Source organism: Sphingopyxis sp. RIFCSPHIGHO2_12_FULL_65_19 (genome assembly GCF_001830555.1).
In the GTDB taxonomy this organism is placed as follows: domain Bacteria; phylum Pseudomonadota; class Alphaproteobacteria; order Sphingomonadales; family Sphingomonadaceae; genus Sphingopyxis.
Genome location: NZ_MIAM01000071.1, coordinates 1 through 16,227 on the forward strand (window position 1 = coordinate 1; position 16,227 = coordinate 16,227).

At 63.8% G+C, this 16,227-nt stretch carries 15 protein-coding genes; 7 read left to right on the plus strand and 8 right to left on the minus strand.

Translation table 11 applies throughout. The features are described from left to right. Positions 1 to 730: TIGR03032 family protein (locus tag A3E77_RS18985; protein ID WP_293649114.1), on the plus strand; the 730-nt coding region annotated here is incomplete at its 5' end. Between the two features lie 67 nt (positions 731 to 797). On the opposite strand, the gene A3E77_RS18990 is transcribed toward A3E77_RS18985, so the two are convergent. Together A3E77_RS18990 and ahcY are read right to left on the minus strand one after the other, a co-directional pair. After that, positions 798 to 3,920, minus strand: coding sequence for a TonB-dependent receptor domain-containing protein (locus tag A3E77_RS18990; protein WP_293649117.1), 3,123 nt, complete (start codon positions 3,918 to 3,920; stop codon positions 798 to 800). A 148-nt stretch (positions 3,921 to 4,068) separates the two neighbouring features. Further along, the gene (ahcY, locus tag A3E77_RS18995; protein ID WP_293649120.1) at positions 4,069 to 5,484 is read right to left on the minus strand and encodes an adenosylhomocysteinase; all 1,416 of its coding nucleotides are present in this window, start codon (positions 5,482 to 5,484) and stop codon (positions 4,069 to 4,071) included. 394 nt (positions 5,485 to 5,878) lie between these two features. Between ahcY and A3E77_RS19000 the strand changes: the two genes are divergently transcribed. Further along, entirely contained in the window at positions 5,879 to 6,280 is a 402-nt protein-coding gene (locus A3E77_RS19000; protein ID WP_293649123.1) for a hypothetical protein, read from the plus strand. A gap of 8 nt (positions 6,281 to 6,288) precedes the next feature. Here the strand turns inward: A3E77_RS19000 and A3E77_RS19005 are convergent, their stop codons facing one another. Next, positions 6,289 to 6,852 (minus strand): YqgE/AlgH family protein, encoded by a 564-nt coding sequence (locus A3E77_RS19005; RefSeq protein WP_293649126.1) that lies wholly within the window; start codon positions 6,850 to 6,852, stop codon positions 6,289 to 6,291. 195 nt (positions 6,853 to 7,047) lie between these two features. Then, positions 7,048 to 7,851, minus strand: coding sequence for an SDR family NAD(P)-dependent oxidoreductase (locus A3E77_RS19010; RefSeq protein WP_366652650.1), 804 nt, complete (start codon positions 7,849 to 7,851; stop codon positions 7,048 to 7,050). 73 nt (positions 7,852 to 7,924) lie between these two features. On the opposite strand from A3E77_RS19010, the gene A3E77_RS19015 reads away from it, so the two are divergent. Next, a complete protein-coding gene (locus A3E77_RS19015) occupies positions 7,925 to 8,362 on the plus strand; it encodes a winged helix-turn-helix transcriptional regulator (protein WP_293649132.1) in 438 nt (145 codons plus the stop codon). Positions 8,363 to 8,369: 7 nt separating this feature from the next. Here the strand turns inward: A3E77_RS19015 and A3E77_RS19020 are convergent, their stop codons facing one another. Continuing rightward, on the minus strand, positions 8,370 to 8,852 hold the full coding sequence (locus A3E77_RS19020) for an SRPBCC family protein (RefSeq protein ID WP_293649135.1): 483 nt from the start codon (positions 8,850 to 8,852) through the stop codon (positions 8,370 to 8,372). Positions 8,853 to 8,900: 48 nt separating this feature from the next. On the opposite strand from A3E77_RS19020, the gene A3E77_RS19025 reads away from it, so the two are divergent. Beyond that, positions 8,901 to 9,227 carry an ArsR/SmtB family transcription factor gene (locus A3E77_RS19025; protein WP_293649137.1) on the plus strand — a complete coding sequence of 109 codons (327 nt, stop codon included), beginning with the start codon at positions 8,901 to 8,903 and terminating at the stop codon, positions 9,225 to 9,227. A 53-nt stretch (positions 9,228 to 9,280) separates the two neighbouring features. Here A3E77_RS19025 and A3E77_RS19030 read toward each other — a convergent pair whose 3' ends face one another. The 3 genes from A3E77_RS19030 to A3E77_RS19040 form a co-directional block, all read right to left on the minus strand. After that, positions 9,281 to 11,125 carry a M2 family metallopeptidase gene (locus A3E77_RS19030; protein ID WP_293649139.1) on the minus strand — a complete coding sequence of 615 codons (1,845 nt, stop codon included), beginning with the start codon at positions 11,123 to 11,125 and terminating at the stop codon, positions 9,281 to 9,283. A 73-nt stretch (positions 11,126 to 11,198) separates the two neighbouring features. Beyond that, entirely contained in the window at positions 11,199 to 11,963 is a 765-nt protein-coding gene (locus tag A3E77_RS19035) for an alpha/beta fold hydrolase (protein ID WP_293649142.1), read from the minus strand. A 44-nt stretch (positions 11,964 to 12,007) separates the two neighbouring features. Continuing rightward, a complete protein-coding gene (locus A3E77_RS19040; RefSeq protein WP_293649145.1) occupies positions 12,008 to 12,655 on the minus strand; it encodes a 2-hydroxychromene-2-carboxylate isomerase in 648 nt (215 codons plus the stop codon). Positions 12,656 to 12,781: 126 nt separating this feature from the next. Here A3E77_RS19040 and A3E77_RS19045 point away from each other — a divergent pair, with 126 nt between their 5' ends. The 3 genes from A3E77_RS19045 (at position 12,782) to A3E77_RS19055 (ending at position 16,120) form a co-directional block, all read left to right on the plus strand. Then, positions 12,782 to 13,228, plus strand: coding sequence for a MarR family winged helix-turn-helix transcriptional regulator (locus A3E77_RS19045; RefSeq protein ID WP_293649147.1), 447 nt, complete (start codon positions 12,782 to 12,784; stop codon positions 13,226 to 13,228). Continuing rightward, the gene (locus A3E77_RS19050; RefSeq protein WP_293649150.1) at positions 13,228 to 14,349 is read left to right on the plus strand and encodes an HlyD family secretion protein; all 1,122 of its coding nucleotides are present in this window, start codon (positions 13,228 to 13,230) and stop codon (positions 14,347 to 14,349) included. The genes A3E77_RS19045 and A3E77_RS19050 overlap by 1 nt, the downstream gene beginning before the upstream one ends. 181 nt (positions 14,350 to 14,530) lie before the next feature. Then, a complete protein-coding gene (locus tag A3E77_RS19055; RefSeq protein WP_293649153.1) occupies positions 14,531 to 16,120 on the plus strand; it encodes an MDR family MFS transporter in 1,590 nt (529 codons plus the stop codon). Positions 16,121 to 16,227: the final 107 nt, after the last annotated feature.

Here is a 16,227-nt window from a genome sequence, read left to right on the forward strand (position 1 = left end):
CTATGTCGATACGCACGAGCTGGCCTTCGGCGGCGACGGGCAGATCATCTTCGTCAATTCGCGCTTTTCCTGCCTCGCGACGATCGACGAGGTGCATAGTTTCCGGCCCATCTGGCGCCCCCCCTTTATCACCAGCCTCGCGCCCGAAGACCGCTGTCATCTCAATGGCGTGGCGATGGACGACGGCGCCCCGCGCTTCGTCACGGTGGCCGGCGTTTCGGACGAAAAGGATGGGTGGCGTGCCCATCGGCAGGGCGGCGGCGCGGTGATTGATGTCGCGAGCGGCGAAGTCGTCGTGCGCGATCTGACCATGCCGCACAGCCCGCGCGTCCACGACGGCGCCTTGTGGCTGCTCGATTCGGGCCGCGGCCAGATCGTCCGCGTCGACATCGCCAGCGGCAAAAAACAGGATGTCGCCTTTTGCCCCGGATTTCTGCGCGGCCTCGCCTTTCATGGCGATTATGCCATCGTCACCGTGTCGATGGCCCGCGAAGGCAAGTTCAAGGATCTCGCGATTCAGTCCGGGTTGGAAGATCGCAAGGAAGAGGCCCAATGCGGCGTCCTGGTCGTCGACCTGCGCACCGGGCGGACCGTGCATTCGATATTGCTCGGCAGCCCGTTTACCGAAATGTTCGATGTCGCGGTGCTTCCCGGTGTCCGCAACCCGATGACCGTCGGCCCCGCGACGGTCGAGATGATCGGTGCCGTCAGCATCGCCGACGTGATTTAGCTTTCGCCAACAAAAAGGGCCGCACCGTTTCCGGCGCGACCCCTTTTCTTTTTCAGTCTGACCGCGATCAGAAGCCGACGCTGGCCCCGACGCGGAAATAACGGCCCAGCACACCCGGGAAATAGGTGATCGTGCCGCCGCCGGTCGGCGACGGGAACGGCGGCTTGCGGTCGAACAGATTGTCGACCACGAACCGGATGCTGAAGCTCTTGTCGATCCGATAGGTCATGCCCGTGTTGAAATACACGAAGCTGCCGACGCTGTCCGGATCTTGAAACGTTGCGCTGGCATCGGCATTGAACTTCGCCGGGCCGGTATAATTGACCTGGAGGAAGGTGCTGAAGCCCTTGTTGTTATAGTCGATCGTGCCGACCGCCTGGTGCCGCGAATATCCAACCTCGCCATTGTTGGTCGCCGGGGCCGAATTGGCATCGGCGCGCGAGGTCAGCGTATCGAGGTATTGGTAGCTGGCATTCAGGCCGATGTTCGAATCGGCGCCCAGGAAGGGCGTCGACGTCCGATAGTCGAGCGCCGCCAAAATGCCCTTATATTTCAGCTCGGCGGCGTTGAAATAGCCGGTCGAGATGAAATCAAGCTGGTTGGTGGCGTCGCGGGTGAAGCGATCGCAGAATTCCGAGTTGGGGAAATCCGCCGAGTCATAGCAGTTGGCGACAATGTCGTCCGCAGCCAGCTGGGTGATGACATTCTTCACCTTGATGTTGACGTAATCGACCGACAGCGAAAGCCGCGGAATGAAGCTCGGGCGCAGCACCGTACCGATGGTGAAGGCGCTCGACTTTTCATTTTCGAGGTCCGGATTGCCGGCCACCGCCTGAAGGAAGCTGGCATCGTCCGACGTCGCGTCGAAATTCGCCGGCAGCCCGTCCGTGGCGCAGTTGGCGGCGCGGGTGGCCGGATCGGGCCCTTCATCCTGGTTGAACTGGTCGCACGGATCTTCCGCAAAATCGAAGAAGCTGCTCGACGGGTTGAACGCCTCGGTGATGAAGGGCGCGCGGATGGCGCGCGTGTAATTGCCGCGGAAGGTGATGTCGCGGATCGGTTGCCAGCTGCCGCCCACCGTCCAGGTCAGGTCGCCGCCAGCGGTCGAATGATCGACGTAACGCGCCGCGCCCTGGAATTCGAGCGTGTAGATGAACGGGATATTGTTCGACGGGCCGATCAGCCCGGCGCGCAATTCGCCGAAGACTTCGTCGGTGTTATATTTGCCGTTGAGCGGCTGGATGATCACCGACTGGCCGAAAGGCACGCGGTCGTTGGTCGGATCGCCGTCGCCGTCCGCGTCGGTCAGCGGATCGGGATCGTCGCCGCCGCGGTTGAACGCGCCCGGATCGAAGTCCTGGTTTTCCGCGCGATGTTCATAGCCGATGGCGAACGAAAGGTCGCCGCCGGGCAGCGCGAACAGCGGACCCGTCAGCGACGCCGTGAAGATCTTTTGCTTGTTGACCGACACCGGGCGCGTGATGGCGGTGACATAGTCACGCGCCGCCTGCGACGTCTGCATGCCGAACAGGTTGAGCGGCGCGCAGGTCGAGCTGATCGTTTCGGCAGGCGAATTGGTCGCGCCGGGACGGCAGATGATGTTGCCGTTGGCGGGGCCGCCGTTGAACAGGCCTTCGTCCACCGCGTCGACCGCGTTGAAGAAGTTCTGCGTTGCGATCGCAGGCACCTTGCCCGTCGTCTTCGACCGGCCATAGTTGCCGACGATTTCAAACGACCATTCGCGGCCGCCGAGGCCCGCAAAGCTTCCGTCGAAGCCCAGGACATAGCGTTGGATTTCAACCGAGCCCGTCGCCCGGCCCGAAATCACGTCGGTGTTGGCGCGCTGCAACAGGAAGGTATCGCCCAGCGCCTGCGCCTGGATGATGGCGCGGGCCTGCGGCGTCAGGAACGGGTTGTCGGTGCTCATGATGATGGCACCGGCCGGATCGCCCGCATAGCCGAACAGGTAGGAGTTATATTCGGGCTGGTCGCGCAGATTGACGCCGCGGCTACGGCTGTACCAGCCTTCACCGAATATACGGATATTGTCAGAGAGATCGAAGCTCAGCAGCAGGTTGCCGCTGTAACGTTCGGTGTCGGTGAGCAGGTTCGACAGCGGCACAAGGCTGAGCCCGTTGCCACCCGACGAGTTGATGTCGAACGACAGCGGATTGCCATTCTCATCAAGCGGGCCGAACGAGGTGCCGAAGTCGATCGGGATTAGATTGCCGCTTGCATCGAAACGCAGCGCGTTGCCCTGCGCATCGACGAAACCGCCCTGCGGGAAGCCAAGATTGGCCTGTTGCCCCTGGCTGACCGGGATGAAGTCGAACAAGGTCGGGATACCGAATTCGGAAATCGTCGGAATGCGGCGATCGCGGAAGATCGTGTTGTCGAACGGCGAATCGGGATCGTTGGGGCGGCCGTAGAAGCCACCGTCGTAAAGACCGGGGCGCGCCGTCTGCAAAAGGCCTTCGCCCCGGTTATATTCGCCCGACACGGTGATGTTCGCGCGGCCGTCGAGGAAATTCTTGCCCGCCAGGGCGCGGAAACGATAGTTGGCGGCATCGCCGCGGCTGGAAAGGCCATATTGGCCGTCGAGTTCCAGCCCCTCATAGTCGCGCTTCAGGATCACGTTGACCGTGCCGGCGATCGCGTCCGAACCATAGATCGGCGCGCCGCCGATGACGATCGTTTCGACGCGATCGATCAGCTTGGTCGGAATGACGTTAAGGTCGACCTGGTTGCCGCCCTGACCCGTCGGGCCAAAGATCGATGCGGTGTTCGACCCGACGAAACGGCGGCCGTTGACCAGGGTCAGCGTGCGTTCCGAACCGAGGCCCAGGAAGTTGACGAAGCTTTGGCCGGGGCCGAAGCTCGACTGCGCGCCCACCGGGCTGCTGCCGGGAACGCCGAAGGCCGGCAGTTCGTTCAGCGCCTGGCCGAGCGTTTCAAAGCCGCGCGATTCGATCTGGTCGGAACTGATCACGACCGACGGTTCGACGGTGTCGAAGTTCGGGCGCGAGATACGCGACCCGGTGACGACGATCGAGTTGTCGCCGGCGGCCGCTTCGGTTTCGACACTTTCTTGCGGAGTGACGGTTTCCTGCGCCTGAGCGGTGCCGATCGACACCGTCAGGGCCATGGTGGAAACGCAGACGCCAAAAGCCGCCTTGGAAATCTTGCTCATGTATAGCTCCCCGGTTTTCGGGAAGGCAGAGCCTCCCCGGATAGGGGAACAATAGAATCGCGCGCCTTAGATTCTATAAAAAATCAACAGATAAGCGTTTTGTCACCAAACTGTTGCCATATAGTCACACCCGGCGCGCGACGCCGGATCAATAGCGATAATGGTCGGGCTTGAACGGGCCTTCGACCGGCACGCCGATATAATCGGCCTGCTTCTGGCTGAGCTGGCTCAGCTTCACGCCGAGCTTTTCGAGGTGCAGCGCCGCGACCTTTTCGTCGAGATGCTTGGGCAGGACATAGACGTCGTTCTTATACTGCTCGCTGCGCGTCCACAGTTCGATCTGTGCCAGCGTCTGGTTGGTGAAGCTTGCCGACATCACGAACGACGGGTGGCCGGTCGCGTTGCCGAGGTTCACGAGGCGACCCTTCGACAGGATGATGATCTGCTTGCCGTCGGGGAATTCGACCAGGTCGACCTGCGGCTTCACTTCGGTCCATTTGTAATTGGCGAGCGCCGCGATCTGGATCTCGCTGTCGAAGTGGCCGATGTTGCAGACGATCGCCATATTCTTCATCGCCGCCATATGTTCGGCGGTGATGACGTCGGCGTTGCCCGTCGCGGTCACGAAAATGTCCGAACGCTGGACGGCTTCGTCCATCGTCACGACCTCGAAACCCTCCATCGCCGCCTGCAAGGCACAGATCGGGTCGATTTCGGTCACCAGCACGCGCGCGCCGCCGTTGCGGAGCGACTGGGCGCTGCCCTTGCCGACGTCGCCGAAGCCGGCAACGGTCGCGACCTTGCCCGCGAGCATCACGTCGGTGCCGCGGCGGATCGCGTCGACGAGCGACTCTTTACAGCCATAGAGATTGTCGAACTTCGACTTGGTCACGCTGTCGTTGACGTTGATCGCGGGGAAAGGCAGCTCGCCCTTCTTGGCGATGTGATAGAGGCGGTGGACGCCGGTCGTCGTTTCTTCCGACACGCCCTTGATCGCCTTGACCGTCTTGGTCAGGTAGCCGGGGTTCGCCGCGACGAACGCCTTCAGCGCGCGCTGCATTTCGATCTCTTCCTCATTCTCGGGCGCCGGCATCTCCTGCCCGGCTTCGAGCTTCGCGCCCCACAAAGCGAACATCGTGGCGTCGCCGCCATCGTCGAGGATCAGGTTGCAGGTCGTGCCGTCCGCGACGCCCCAGTCAAAGATGCGGCCGACATAGTCCCAATAATCGGCGAGGCTTTCGCCCTTCACCGCAAACACCGGCACGCCCGTCGCGGCGATCGCGGCGGCGGCATGATCCTGGGTCGAGAAAATGTTGCACGTCGCCCAGCGGACTTCGGCGCCGAGTGCGGTCAGCGTCTCGATCAGCACGGCGGTCTGGATCGTCATGTGCAGCGATCCGACGATCTTCGCACCCTTCAGCGGCTGCGACGCGCCGAATTCGCTGCGCAGCGCCATCAGGCCCGGCATTTCGGTTTCGGCGATGTTGATTTCCTTGCGCCCAAAATCGGCAAGGCCGATGTCGGCAATCACATAATCACGGGTGTCGGCGGCAAGAGTGGCCACGGGGTATTCTCCAGTCAGGCGAGTTCGACCGCAGGCGAGCGGCCACGAAAAACATGCCCGGCGCCCTAGCTGAAACCAGCCCGACGATCAAATATAAACTTTTCTTTATATCGTGATCCCGGCACCGCCGGGCGCGCCGGCGCAGACGCGCGAATCGGGGCGCCGCATGAATGCCGCCGCGTAAAAAAATTTCATCGGCCGCAATTATGACAATCCGCGTCTTTCGATTGTGACACGGAGTCGCAAAGCCCAAGATTCTGAAAATCTTGACTTATAATGCGCCTTGCGTTGAGCATAATCCGACTTTGTGACACCTGTGTTACAAAGGCCCGAAACATTGACTTTTTGCGCAGTGCGCGAGAAAATCGACGAAAGTTTTCGGGGAGATAAAGAGATGAAGAAAATTTTGCTGCCGTTGGTCGTCCTGGCCTTTGCGACCCCTGCCGCGGCGCAATCGATCGTCGTTGTCACGGCGCCACAGGGCGATTCGGTCCAGGTCCTGCCGGTCGCCTATGCCGAGCTCAAGGCCGGCGAAAACCATGCCGCGGTCGAAAAGCTGACCGGGGATAGCGGGCTCGACCGGCGCGACCCGTCGCGGCTCATCAACCTTGGAACCGCTTATGCTCGGCTGGGTCGCACCGCCGAAGCCGCCGCCGCATATGACAATGCGATCGGCAGTCCGATCCGATACGATCTCGAACTTTCCGACGGTCGTTACATGGATTCACGCTGGGCCGCCCGCACGGCGCTCGCCAACCTCAACACCGGCAAGCCGCTCCTCGCGCTCGCGCGCTGATCGGCAGGTTAGGCTTCGCCACCTTCGGTAGTCAGCAAGCGGGCGTCCACTCCCGCTTCGGCAAACGCCGCCTGCCACCGTTCGGCGGGCGGCGTTTCAAACAGCAGGCCGTCGCTTCCCGGCGTGACGTGCCAGCCGTGGCGCACCATCTCGCCCTCCAATTGCCCCGGCGACCATCCCGCATAGCCCAGCGCCACCAGCCAGCGCGACGGGCCGCGGCCTTCGCCGATTGCGCGCAATATGTCGTGCGAGCTCGACACCATCCAACGATCGCCCACCTGCACTGCCTCCTGCCCGCCCCAGTCGAGGCTGTGGAGAACGAAACCGCGCGATGGTTCGACCGGGCCGCCGAGGAACACGGGCTGGTCGAGCGGCACGTCATGCTGGATATCGAGTTGATCGAGCACCGCACCGACGGTCATCCCGTCGATCGGATCGCCGACCCCAATCCCCATCGCCCCCTCTTCATCATGGCTGATCATCGCGATCACCGAATGCTCGAAACGGGGGTCGCCGATTCCGGGCAGCGCGAGCAGCAGCTGGCCGGTGAACCAGGTGGGGTCTGTGTCCATATCGCTACAATGCCGTGACACGGCCAAAGGGTCCAGCATCTTTCCCATGGACGAAGGACGAATGGCGGCTTTGGGGTGGTGAGCGGGCGTTGACGATCCTCCCCATCGACTTGCGATGGGGAGGAACTTTACGTCCGTTTCCGGTCGTTTCGAGACATAGGCAGGGCGGCTTTTGATGGCCGCCCTTCGGTCGCGTTAAACCGCGTCGCTCACTCGATAACGCGGCGCCACATCGCGCCGCGACAGGTTCGGCCCCATGGCGAGCCGCGCAGCATAATAGTCCTTCCACTGATCCTCGTCGGCGAGCGGCGGGATCGTGATTTCCTCGCCGCGATCAAGCCCGACCAGGGCCGCATCGACCAGATCGCCCGCAGCCATGACCATCTCTGCCGGCAAAGCGTCGACATCCTTGCCCGAACGCTCCCATATTTCGGTGCGCGTTGCACCGGGCAGGACCGCCTGGACGTGGAAACCCTGCTCGCGGCCGTTCGCGGCAAGCGCGTGGCTGAGGTTCAGCAGAAACGCCTTCGACCCGCTGTATACGCCCTCGAACATTTCGGGCGCGAGCGCGAGGACCGAGGCGATATTGACGATCGCGCCCCTGCCACGCGCGCCGAACGCCTTGCCCGCAGCGATGCCGAGGCGCGCCGCAGCGGTGATGTTCAGTGCGATGATCGTTTCGATCTCGGCCGCACTGTTTTCCAGCGTGCCGCCGTTGAGCGACATGCCGGCATTGTTGACGAACAGCGTGATCGCCGCGTCGTCCGCCAGCCGCTGTTCGACCCGCGTCACATCCTCGCTTTTGGTCAGGTCGGCGACGAGGATGTCGACCGCGACGCCCGTTTCGGCGCGCAGCTTCGCGGCCAGCGCCTCCATCTGTGCGCCGTTGCGCGCGACGAGGATCAAGTCGTGGCCGCGCTTGGCGAGGCGGTCGGCATAAACGGCGCCAAGGCCGGTCGAAGCGCCCGTGATCAGGGCAGTTCCTTGGGGAATAGTCATCGTCATTTTCCTTTGAAGGCGGCCCGGAAGCAGGTCACTTGCAAAATGATAGTGACTGCCCCATATGGTTTCAATGAGTGAAGCTGAAAATATTCTTGGCAGCTGCCCCGTCGACCGCGGACTGATGCGCGTCGGTGACCGCTGGAGCATGTTGGTGCTCCGCGATATCGAGCGCGGACTGACGCGTTACGAGCAGCTGCGCACCAGCCTTGGCATCGCACCGAACATATTGTCGCGGCGGTTGTCGGCGCTGGGCGAGGCGCGGTTGATCGAAAAAAGGCGGTACAGCCAGCGCCCGCCGCGCGACGAATATCTGCTCACCGATGCCGGGCGCGACTTCCTGCCGATCCTGATGGCGATCGGCGCATGGGGGCGCAAATATAATGGCGGCGGTGCGCTCAGCCGTCACATCGACGCCGCGACGGGCGAGGTGGTTCGCCCGGTGGTGGTCGATGCCAACACCGGCGCCCCGATCGGCTCGCGCCCGCTGCGATTGGAGGTGCCAGAGTAGCGCGGCGCTATTTGTACATGCCCGCGCGCAGGTTGATGCCATACTCGATCCATGCTTTCAGCGCGCAGAGCATCTGCGACCAGCCCTGGCAATTGCCGTAGGATGCGCCGAGCGCGCCCTGGTTCTCGCGCCAGCCTTCTTCGGCGATCTCGACCAGCGTGCGGCCATCGTCGAGCGCCTTGAAATTCATCGTCACGCGGGTGCGGTAATCGGCATCTTTCGGCTCGCTGCCCTCGACATTGTGCGCCTCACCCTCGCTCGCCTGCCATTCGAGGACGATCTTCTGATCCTCCACCACCTCGATGACATAGACGGGGAAGGCCCCCGGAAAGTCATGGAAATCCCACTCCACCGTCGCGCCGGTCTCGATCCGGCCCTTGGCGCCGCCCGTGGTGAAATAGTTCGACAGCTTCGCGGGGTCGGCGACCGCCTCGAACACCTCATGCACCGGCTTCGCGATTCGCGCCGCGACCCTGAATTTCAGCTCCATGTTCATTCTCCGCTTGAGTCGCACGCCATTATGTTATATTTTTATAACATGTCAATTCACGACCAGTTCGACGCGACATTCAAGGCGCTCGCCTCGCCGGTCCGGCGGCAGATTCTCGACGATCTGAAGGATCAGCCGCTGACCACGGGGATGCTTTGCACCCATTTCGCCGACATCGACCGCTGCACGGTGATGCAGCATCTGAAGGTGCTGGAAGAGGCCGGCCTGGTCATCGCCGAGCGCCGCGGCCGCGAACGCTGGAACCACCTCAACGCCATGCCGATCCAGGACATCCACGACCGCTGGATTGGCCCGCACGCCGCGGCGGCAAGCGCGAAGCTCGCGCGGTTCAAGGAAGCGATCGAGGCGAAATGAAAAGGCCGGGGCGTCGCCACCCCGGCCTTGCATAGCAATCAGAACAGGGCGCCTTACCAACCCTGCGGCTTGCCCTTGTTCTGCTCGTCGAGCCAGGTCTTCAGCGGCGCGAAATAGTCGGCCATTGCCTTGCCCGACATCTCGCGGCTGCCGGTGAAGGCTTCGAGTGCGTCGGGCCACGGTTTCGATGCGCCCATTTCGAGCATCGCATTGAGCTTCGCGCCAACCTCCTTGTTGCCATAGAAGGAGCAGCGGTGGAGCGGGCCGGTCCAGCCCGCCTGCTTGCATGCGGCTTCGTAGAATTGGAACTGGAGAATCCGCGCGAGGAAATAGCGCGTGTAGGGGGTGTTGCCCGGAATGTGGAATTTGGCCCCCGCGTCGAACGCGTTCGCCGGACGATCGCCCGGCGGGACGATGCCCTGATATTGGGTGCGCAGCTGGGTCCAGGCCGTGTTGTAGTCGGCGGGCTTGATCGTGCCGTCGAACACCCCCCACCGCCAGCGATCGACGAGCAGTCCGAAGGGCAGGAAGGCGACCTTGTCCATCGCCTGGCGCAACAGCAGGCCCGTGTCCTTGTCGGCGCTCGGCACCTTCGCCTTGTCGAGCAGGCCGATGTCGACCAGATATTGCGGGGTGATCGACAGCGCGACGAAATCGCCGATCGCTTCGTGGAAGCCGTCGTTGGCGCCGTTCAGATAGAGAAACGGCTGCTTGTTATAGGCGCGCTGGTAATAATTATGGCCCAGCTCGTGGTGGATGGTGACGAAATCGTCGGCATTCACCTTGATGCACATCTTGATGCGGATATCGTCCTTGTTGTCGATATCCCATGCCGAAGCATGGCAAATGACCTCGCGGTCCGCCGGTTTCAGGAACTGGCTGCGCTTCCAGAAGGTTTCGGGCAGCGGCGCCATGCCAAGCGACGAGTAGAAATTCTCCCCCGCCTTGACCATGTCGATCGGGGTCTTGCCCTGCGCGGCGAGCAGATCGCCGACGTCATAGCCGAGGTCGCCCGACCCCTTTGGCGCGACCAAAGGATAGATATTCCCCCATTCCTGCGCCCACATATTGCCAAGCAGGTCGGCGCGGATCGGGCCGGTCTTCGGCTGCACCGCGTCGCCATATTTTTCGTTGAGTTTCCAGCGCGTATAGGTGTGGAGCGCCATATAGAGCGGCTTGACTTCCTGCCACAGGCGCTCGGTCGTCTTCGCAAAATCTTCGGGCGACATGTCATAGCCGGACCGCCACATGGCGCCGGTGTTGGCAAAGCCAAGCTCCTTTGCCCCTTCATTCGCGATGCCGACCATCTTCGCATAGTCGTCCTTCATCGGCGCGCCGACATTGTCGTGCCAGCTCGTCCACATTTCGGCGAACTGCGCGGGGCTGTTCTTGAGATTGCCCATCTCCGCCTCGATATCCGAGCCCGAGATTTCCTTGCCGTTCAGCGTGCCGCGGCCCTTGCCATATTGCGATTGCAGGTCGGTGGCGATCTGGTTCAGCTCGGTCGCGGCGCCCGGCGTCGTCGGCGCGGGCAGGACAAGGCCGGTGCGCAGGATATTCAGCTTGCGCCGGGTATCGGCGCTCAGCCCCGCCACGTCGCTGTATTTCGCCGCCTCTAGCGCGTATTTCACCGCCTTTTCGGTGCCGACCGCGTTGATCCGGGCCGCCATCGCGTCGGTATCCTCGGTGATATAGGTCGAATTGACCCAGTTCACCTGGCTTGCCTCGACGGTATAGTCGAACAGGTCCTTTTCGGCCGCCGCGATGAAGGCGTCGGCATCGGCGGCGGTCGGCTTTGCGGCCTTGGCGGCGGGCGCCGCGGGCGCCTGCCCGGCGACGGCGGGGCCGGCGACCGCGAGCGACAGGGCAAGCGACAGGCTTGAAATCATGGCTTTCATGGAGTGCGTCCTCTGGATTATTTGCCGCGCTCTGCGGCGCATGGCGACAGCTAGGCGCTTCGCGCGAGTCCGGTCAAGCGGCGAGGAAGGTCGCGATCGCCTCCCCCAGCTCGGGCTGGGTCACGCTCGACATGTGCGTGCCGGGGATCGTTGCGAGCCTGGCGTCGGCGAGCGCGGCGACGAGTTCCGCCGCCGAGCCATTGTCCTGATCGTCCGCGCCGCAGACGACGAGCGTCGGCATGGTCAGCGCCGTGAGCGCAGCAGGCGATGTATCGGTGAAACTGTCGAGCAAATGCCCCGCGGCGATACGATCGACCTTCATCGTCTTCATAAACTGGATCGACAACCAGGTGTCGTCGCCGCGCTTGGCGGTCTCATATTCCGCGATGACCCGCTGGAAAAAGCGACCGCGGCGTTGCCATCCCGCAAGCCCCGCCAGTCCCATGCCGCCCAGGATCAACCGCCGCGGCGCCATCCCCGCAACGACGGCGCGGACGCTGGTGCGCGCGCCCAGCGAAAAACCGCCGAGGTCGAAATCGGTCAGGTCCAGATGCGCCACCAGATCCTCCAGATCGTGAACCAGCACGTCGGGTGGATAAAATTCTTCCTCATGCGGCGCCTCGCTCGACCCGTGGACGCGCAGGTCGGGCATGATGATGCGGTAACCCTCAGCCGCGACGCGCGCCGCCGTGCCGAATTTGATCCAATTGACCTCGCCGCTGGAAAACAGGCCGTGGAGCAGCAGCAGCGGCCGGCCGCCACCCGCCTCCGGCCCCATTTCGCGCCACGCCAGCCGCACGCCGTCGCGCGCCTCGAAAAATTGGGGTTCGATCGTCATAATCACCGCTATGCGCCCAGCGCGCGGCTGTTCGCAAGCCTCGATCAGCGCGGACGCAAGCCCTTTTGCTCCATCCGCCACTTTGCCATTTCGATGCGGTCCTGCCCAAAGAAGGGCTCGCCGTCGAACACCAAAGTCGGCACCCCCCAATGGCCCGCGATTTCGAGCGCGACCTGGTTGGCGGCGATCTCGTTATCGAGCGCATCGGCATCGGCCACCGCCTCGGCCTCGAGAGCAGCAAGGTCCAGCCCGGCCCGGTGCGCCGCGCCCGCCAGATGGTCGCCCAGGTGCCAATCCTGCGCCCCGCCCCAGATCAGCTGCGCCGCCTCATGCGCGAAGGCCAGGCTCTTGCCGCGCCGCGATGCCGCCTGCCCAAGCCGCGTCAGGCGATAGATGTGCGGCTGTTCCGCCGCGATCGCGCGCGTCCTGATGTCCTGCACGATCGGGTCGGGACGCGGTGGGCCGAACGGGATGCCGTGGAACTGCGCCACGCGGATCATGTCGCGCATCGTATAGCTCAGCCAGTTGGGATGGTTGCGTTCAAAGAAATCGGGCTGCCGGATCGCGAGCGGGTAAACGGGCCGGAGGTTGATCGTCACGTCGTGGCTGGCGGCGAGCGCGCGATAACGGCCGATAGCGAGGTAGCTGTACGGCGAGCGGAAGGACCAGAAAAGGTCGGCAGTCAGACTCATGCGTGCATCCTGCCCAAAAATGCGCGCGGTGCAAGCAGTGTAAAGAAAATTTACACCACATTCGAGATTGTTGACCCACAGAAACGCGGGTTGAAGATAGTAGCTATTGCTATTATATCATAGCCTATGAGCGAGACGATCGGATTCCTGCTGAACGACACCGCGCGGCTGTTCCGCCGTGCGTTCAACGCGCGCACGAAGGACAGCGGCATCACCGCGCTGCAATGGCGCCTCATCACCTATCTGAAACGACATGAGGGCATTCGTCAGGGTCCGCTCGCCGAGCTGATCGAGGTCGAACCGATCACGCTGTCGCGCATGGTCGACCGGCTGGTCGAGGCCGAATTGGTCGAGCGCCGCGCCGACCCGTCCGACCGCCGCGCCTGGCAGCTGTATCTGACCCCGCGCGCGGGCGACCTTTTGGGCGGGATGCGCGCGACGGCCGATGCGCTGACCGCCGAATCGACCGAAGGCCTGACCGCCGCCGAGCGCGACCAGCTCGTCGACCTTGTCGAGCGCGTTCGCGCCAACCTGTCCCGCCGTATATGCCAAAAAGAAAAAGAGACCGTTTGATGGACCAGCTCTCACCCTCTCGCCCCAAGGCCGAAGATGTGTCGGCGCCGAAGCCCGCGCCGAAGGCCGACCCCTTGCCGGCCGCGGCGCCCGCCACCGACGTCCCGGCCAAGGCGAGCTGGCGCTCGCGCCTGCTGATGTTCGGCCTGCCCCTGCTCCTGATCGCGGGCGGCGCCGGCTGGTGGCTGACCAGCGGCGGATCGGTGTCGACCGACAACGCCTATGTCCAGATGGACAAGGTCTCGGTCGCCGCCGAAGTCGGTGGCCGGATCACCGAAGTCGCGGTACGGGACGGGCAGCAGGTGGCGAAGGGCCAGCTGCTTTTCCGCATCGACGGCGAACCCTATGCGCTCAGCGTCGCGCAGGCGACCGCGGCTATCGACGCCGCCGAGGTCGAGGTCGGCAATCTCGCGGCGAGCGCGAACACGTCGAGCGTCGACATTTCCGCTGCGCGCGAGGATGTCAAATTCGCGCAGGTCAATTTCGACCGGCAAGCGGCATTGATGCAAAAGGGATTCACGACGAAAGCCGCCTATGACGCATCGCGTCACGCGCTCCAGCAGGCACGCGAGAACGTCCGTCAAGCGGAAGCCGCGGCCGCCGAAGCGCGCACGAAACTCGCTGCCGGCCCGTCGAGCGGCGTCAACCCGCAGGTCGAAGCGGCGCGCGTCCAGCGCTCGCAAGCGCAGGTCAATCTTGGCCGCACGACCGTTCGCGCACCAAGCGCCGGGCGCGTCGCGCAGTCCGACCGGCTTCAGATCGGGCAAATGATGGTCGCAGGGCTGCCTGCGGTGACGCTGGTCGACACCGCGCATCCATGGGTCGAGGCCAATTTCAAGGAAACCGACCTCGCCGACATGCGCGTCGGCCAGCCCGCCGAGATCAGCTTTGACGCCTATCCGGGGCTGACCGTGCGCGGCCATGTGCTGACGATCGGCGCCGGCACCGGCAGCGAATTTTCGGTGCTGCCCGCACAAAATGCCACGGGCAACTGGGTCAAGGTGACGCAGCGTGTGCCCGTGCGCATCGCCTTCGACGAAAAACCCGCGCGCGACATGATCGCCGGACTGTCGGCCGATGTCCGGGTGTTTACCGGCGGCGGGACTGTGACGGGGAAATAGAGGTGCGCGCCACCGACAGACCGCTGCGGCTCCATCGATCCGCCCCATCGACTTGCGATGGGGCGTTGGCAGTCCGCAGGGCTGACCGAGGGGCTGCGACATTGCTGCCCCTCCACCACCGCTTCGCGGCGGTCCCCCTCCCCATCGCAAGTCGATGGAGAGGATTTCAGGCGGTGCGTTAATGGCCTCGCGCGCCCTCCCCCGCCGCTCGGCCGCCACGGCGCTCCCCGATGATGACAGCATCCCGCTGCACGAGCGCGTCCGCTATCGCGGCCTGCTGACCGTCGCCGTCATGGGGGCGTCGATCATGCAGATCCTCGACACGACGATCGCAAACGTCGCCATCCCGCACATGCAGTCGGCCCTCGGCGCGACGAGCGAGACGGTGACCTGGGTGCTGACCAGCTATATCCTGGCGTCGGCAATCGCGATGCCGATCACCGGCTGGCTTGCCGACCGTATCGGGCGGCGCGAGCTGTTCCTCGCTGCGATCGTCGGCTTCATCGTCGCTTCGATGGCATGCGGCGCCGCGCAATCGCTCGAACAGATGGTCGCCTTCCGTTTCCTGCAAGGCATCAGCGCCGCGTTCATCGGACCGCTGTCGCAGTCGGTGATGCTCGACATCAACCCGCCCGAACGCCACGCGCGGGCGATGTCGATCTGGGGCATGGGCATCATGATCGGCCCGATCCTGGGGCCGGTCCTCGGCGGCTGGCTGACCGAAAGCGTCAACTGGCGCTGGGTCTTTTATGTCAACCTGCCCGTCGGGCTGATCACGCTCGCGATGATGTGGGCGTTGCTGCCCTCGACGCGAAAGACCGACCGGCGGTTCGACCTGTTCGGTTTCTCGATGCTGGCATTGGGGCTTGCCGCGCTTCAGCTGATGCTCGACCGCGGCGCGCATCTCGACTGGTTCGACAGCCTTGAAATCTGGATCGAGCTGGGCGTCGCCATCGCCTGCCTGTGGATGTTTTTCGTCCATATGTTCACCGCCCGTGCGCCGCTGTTCAGCCGCGCGATGCTCGCCGACCGCAACCTCGTCACCGCGATGGGATTCATGATCGTGATCGGCATCGTCATGTTCGCGTCGATGGCGCTGCTGCCGCCGATGCTCCAGAATCTGTTCGGCTGGCCTGTGATCGATACCGGCATCGTCCTGGCGCTGCGCGGAGTCGGCATCCTCGCCAGCATGTGGGTCGCGGGGCAATTGCTGGGCAAGATCGACGCGCGCTGGCTGGTCGGCACGGGACTGCTCATCGCGGCCTATTCGCTGTGGCAGATGAGCCACTGGTCGCTCGCGATGGGGATGCAGCCGGTGATCGTCAGCGGGCTGGTGCAGGGGCTTGGCATGGGCCTCATCTTCATCCCGCTCAACACCATGGCGTTCGCAACGATCGCGCCGCAGCACCGCACCGACGGGTCGAGCCTGCTCAACCTTCTGCGCAGCCTGGGCGCCTCGGTCGGCATCTCGGTCGTCACCACGCTGCTGGGCGTGAATATCCAGACCAGCCACGAGGATCTGGCGGCGCATGTCACGACCAGTTCGGTCAGCCTGCTCGACCCGTCGACCGCCGACCGCTTCGGCATCGCGGGTGACGCGGCGATGGCGATGGTCAATGCAGAGATCAACCGGCAGGCAGCGATGATCGCCTATATCGACGATTTCTGGTTGATGATGTGGGTCACGCTGGCGTCGGTGCCGCTGGTCCTGCTGCTCCGCCCGCCCAAGCCGGGCGGGCCAAAGGCGTTGGCGGCGGATATGGGGCATTAGCGGCCCGCCGGCTTTGCCGGGCAATGCCTTGCGGGAAATCTTTAGCGGAAGAAGCAGTTGATGCCGGCGAACAGCGCGTCGATCTTGGCCGCATCGCCGGGCGCGGC

What these genes read in the sequence shown, in the direction of transcription:
- A3E77_RS19030 (WP_293649139.1), bottom strand. Translation starts at nt 11,125, where the DNA reads ATGAAAGCCATGATTTCAAGCCTGTCGCTTGCCCTGTCGCTCGCGGTC.
- A3E77_RS18990 (WP_293649117.1), bottom strand. Translation starts at nt 3,920, where the DNA reads ATGAGCAAGATTTCCAAGGCGGCTTTTGGCGTCTGCGTTTCCACCATG.
- A3E77_RS19045 (WP_293649147.1), top strand. Translation starts at nt 12,782, where the DNA reads ATGAGCGAGACGATCGGATTCCTGCTGAACGACACCGCGCGGCTGTTC.
- A3E77_RS19000 (WP_293649123.1), top strand. Translation starts at nt 5,879, where the DNA reads ATGAAGAAAATTTTGCTGCCGTTGGTCGTCCTGGCCTTTGCGACCCCT.
- A3E77_RS19040 (WP_293649145.1), bottom strand. Translation starts at nt 12,655, where the DNA reads ATGAGTCTGACTGCCGACCTTTTCTGGTCCTTCCGCTCGCCGTACAGC.
- A3E77_RS19035 (WP_293649142.1), bottom strand. Translation starts at nt 11,963, where the DNA reads ATGACGATCGAACCCCAATTTTTCGAGGCGCGCGACGGCGTGCGGCTG.
- A3E77_RS19005 (WP_293649126.1), bottom strand. Translation starts at nt 6,852, where the DNA reads ATGGACACAGACCCCACCTGGTTCACCGGCCAGCTGCTGCTCGCGCTG.
- A3E77_RS19055 (WP_293649153.1), top strand. Translation starts at nt 14,531, where the DNA reads ATGGCCTCGCGCGCCCTCCCCCGCCGCTCGGCCGCCACGGCGCTCCCC.
- A3E77_RS19020 (WP_293649135.1), bottom strand. Translation starts at nt 8,852, where the DNA reads ATGGAGCTGAAATTCAGGGTCGCGGCGCGAATCGCGAAGCCGGTGCAT.
- A3E77_RS19010 (WP_366652650.1), bottom strand. Translation starts at nt 7,851, where the DNA reads ATGACTATTCCCCAAGGAACTGCCCTGATCACGGGCGCTTCGACCGGC.
- A3E77_RS19015 (WP_293649132.1), top strand. Translation starts at nt 7,925, where the DNA reads ATGAGTGAAGCTGAAAATATTCTTGGCAGCTGCCCCGTCGACCGCGGA.
- A3E77_RS19050 (WP_293649150.1), top strand. Translation starts at nt 13,228, where the DNA reads ATGGACCAGCTCTCACCCTCTCGCCCCAAGGCCGAAGATGTGTCGGCG.
- A3E77_RS19025 (WP_293649137.1), top strand. Translation starts at nt 8,901, where the DNA reads ATGTCAATTCACGACCAGTTCGACGCGACATTCAAGGCGCTCGCCTCG.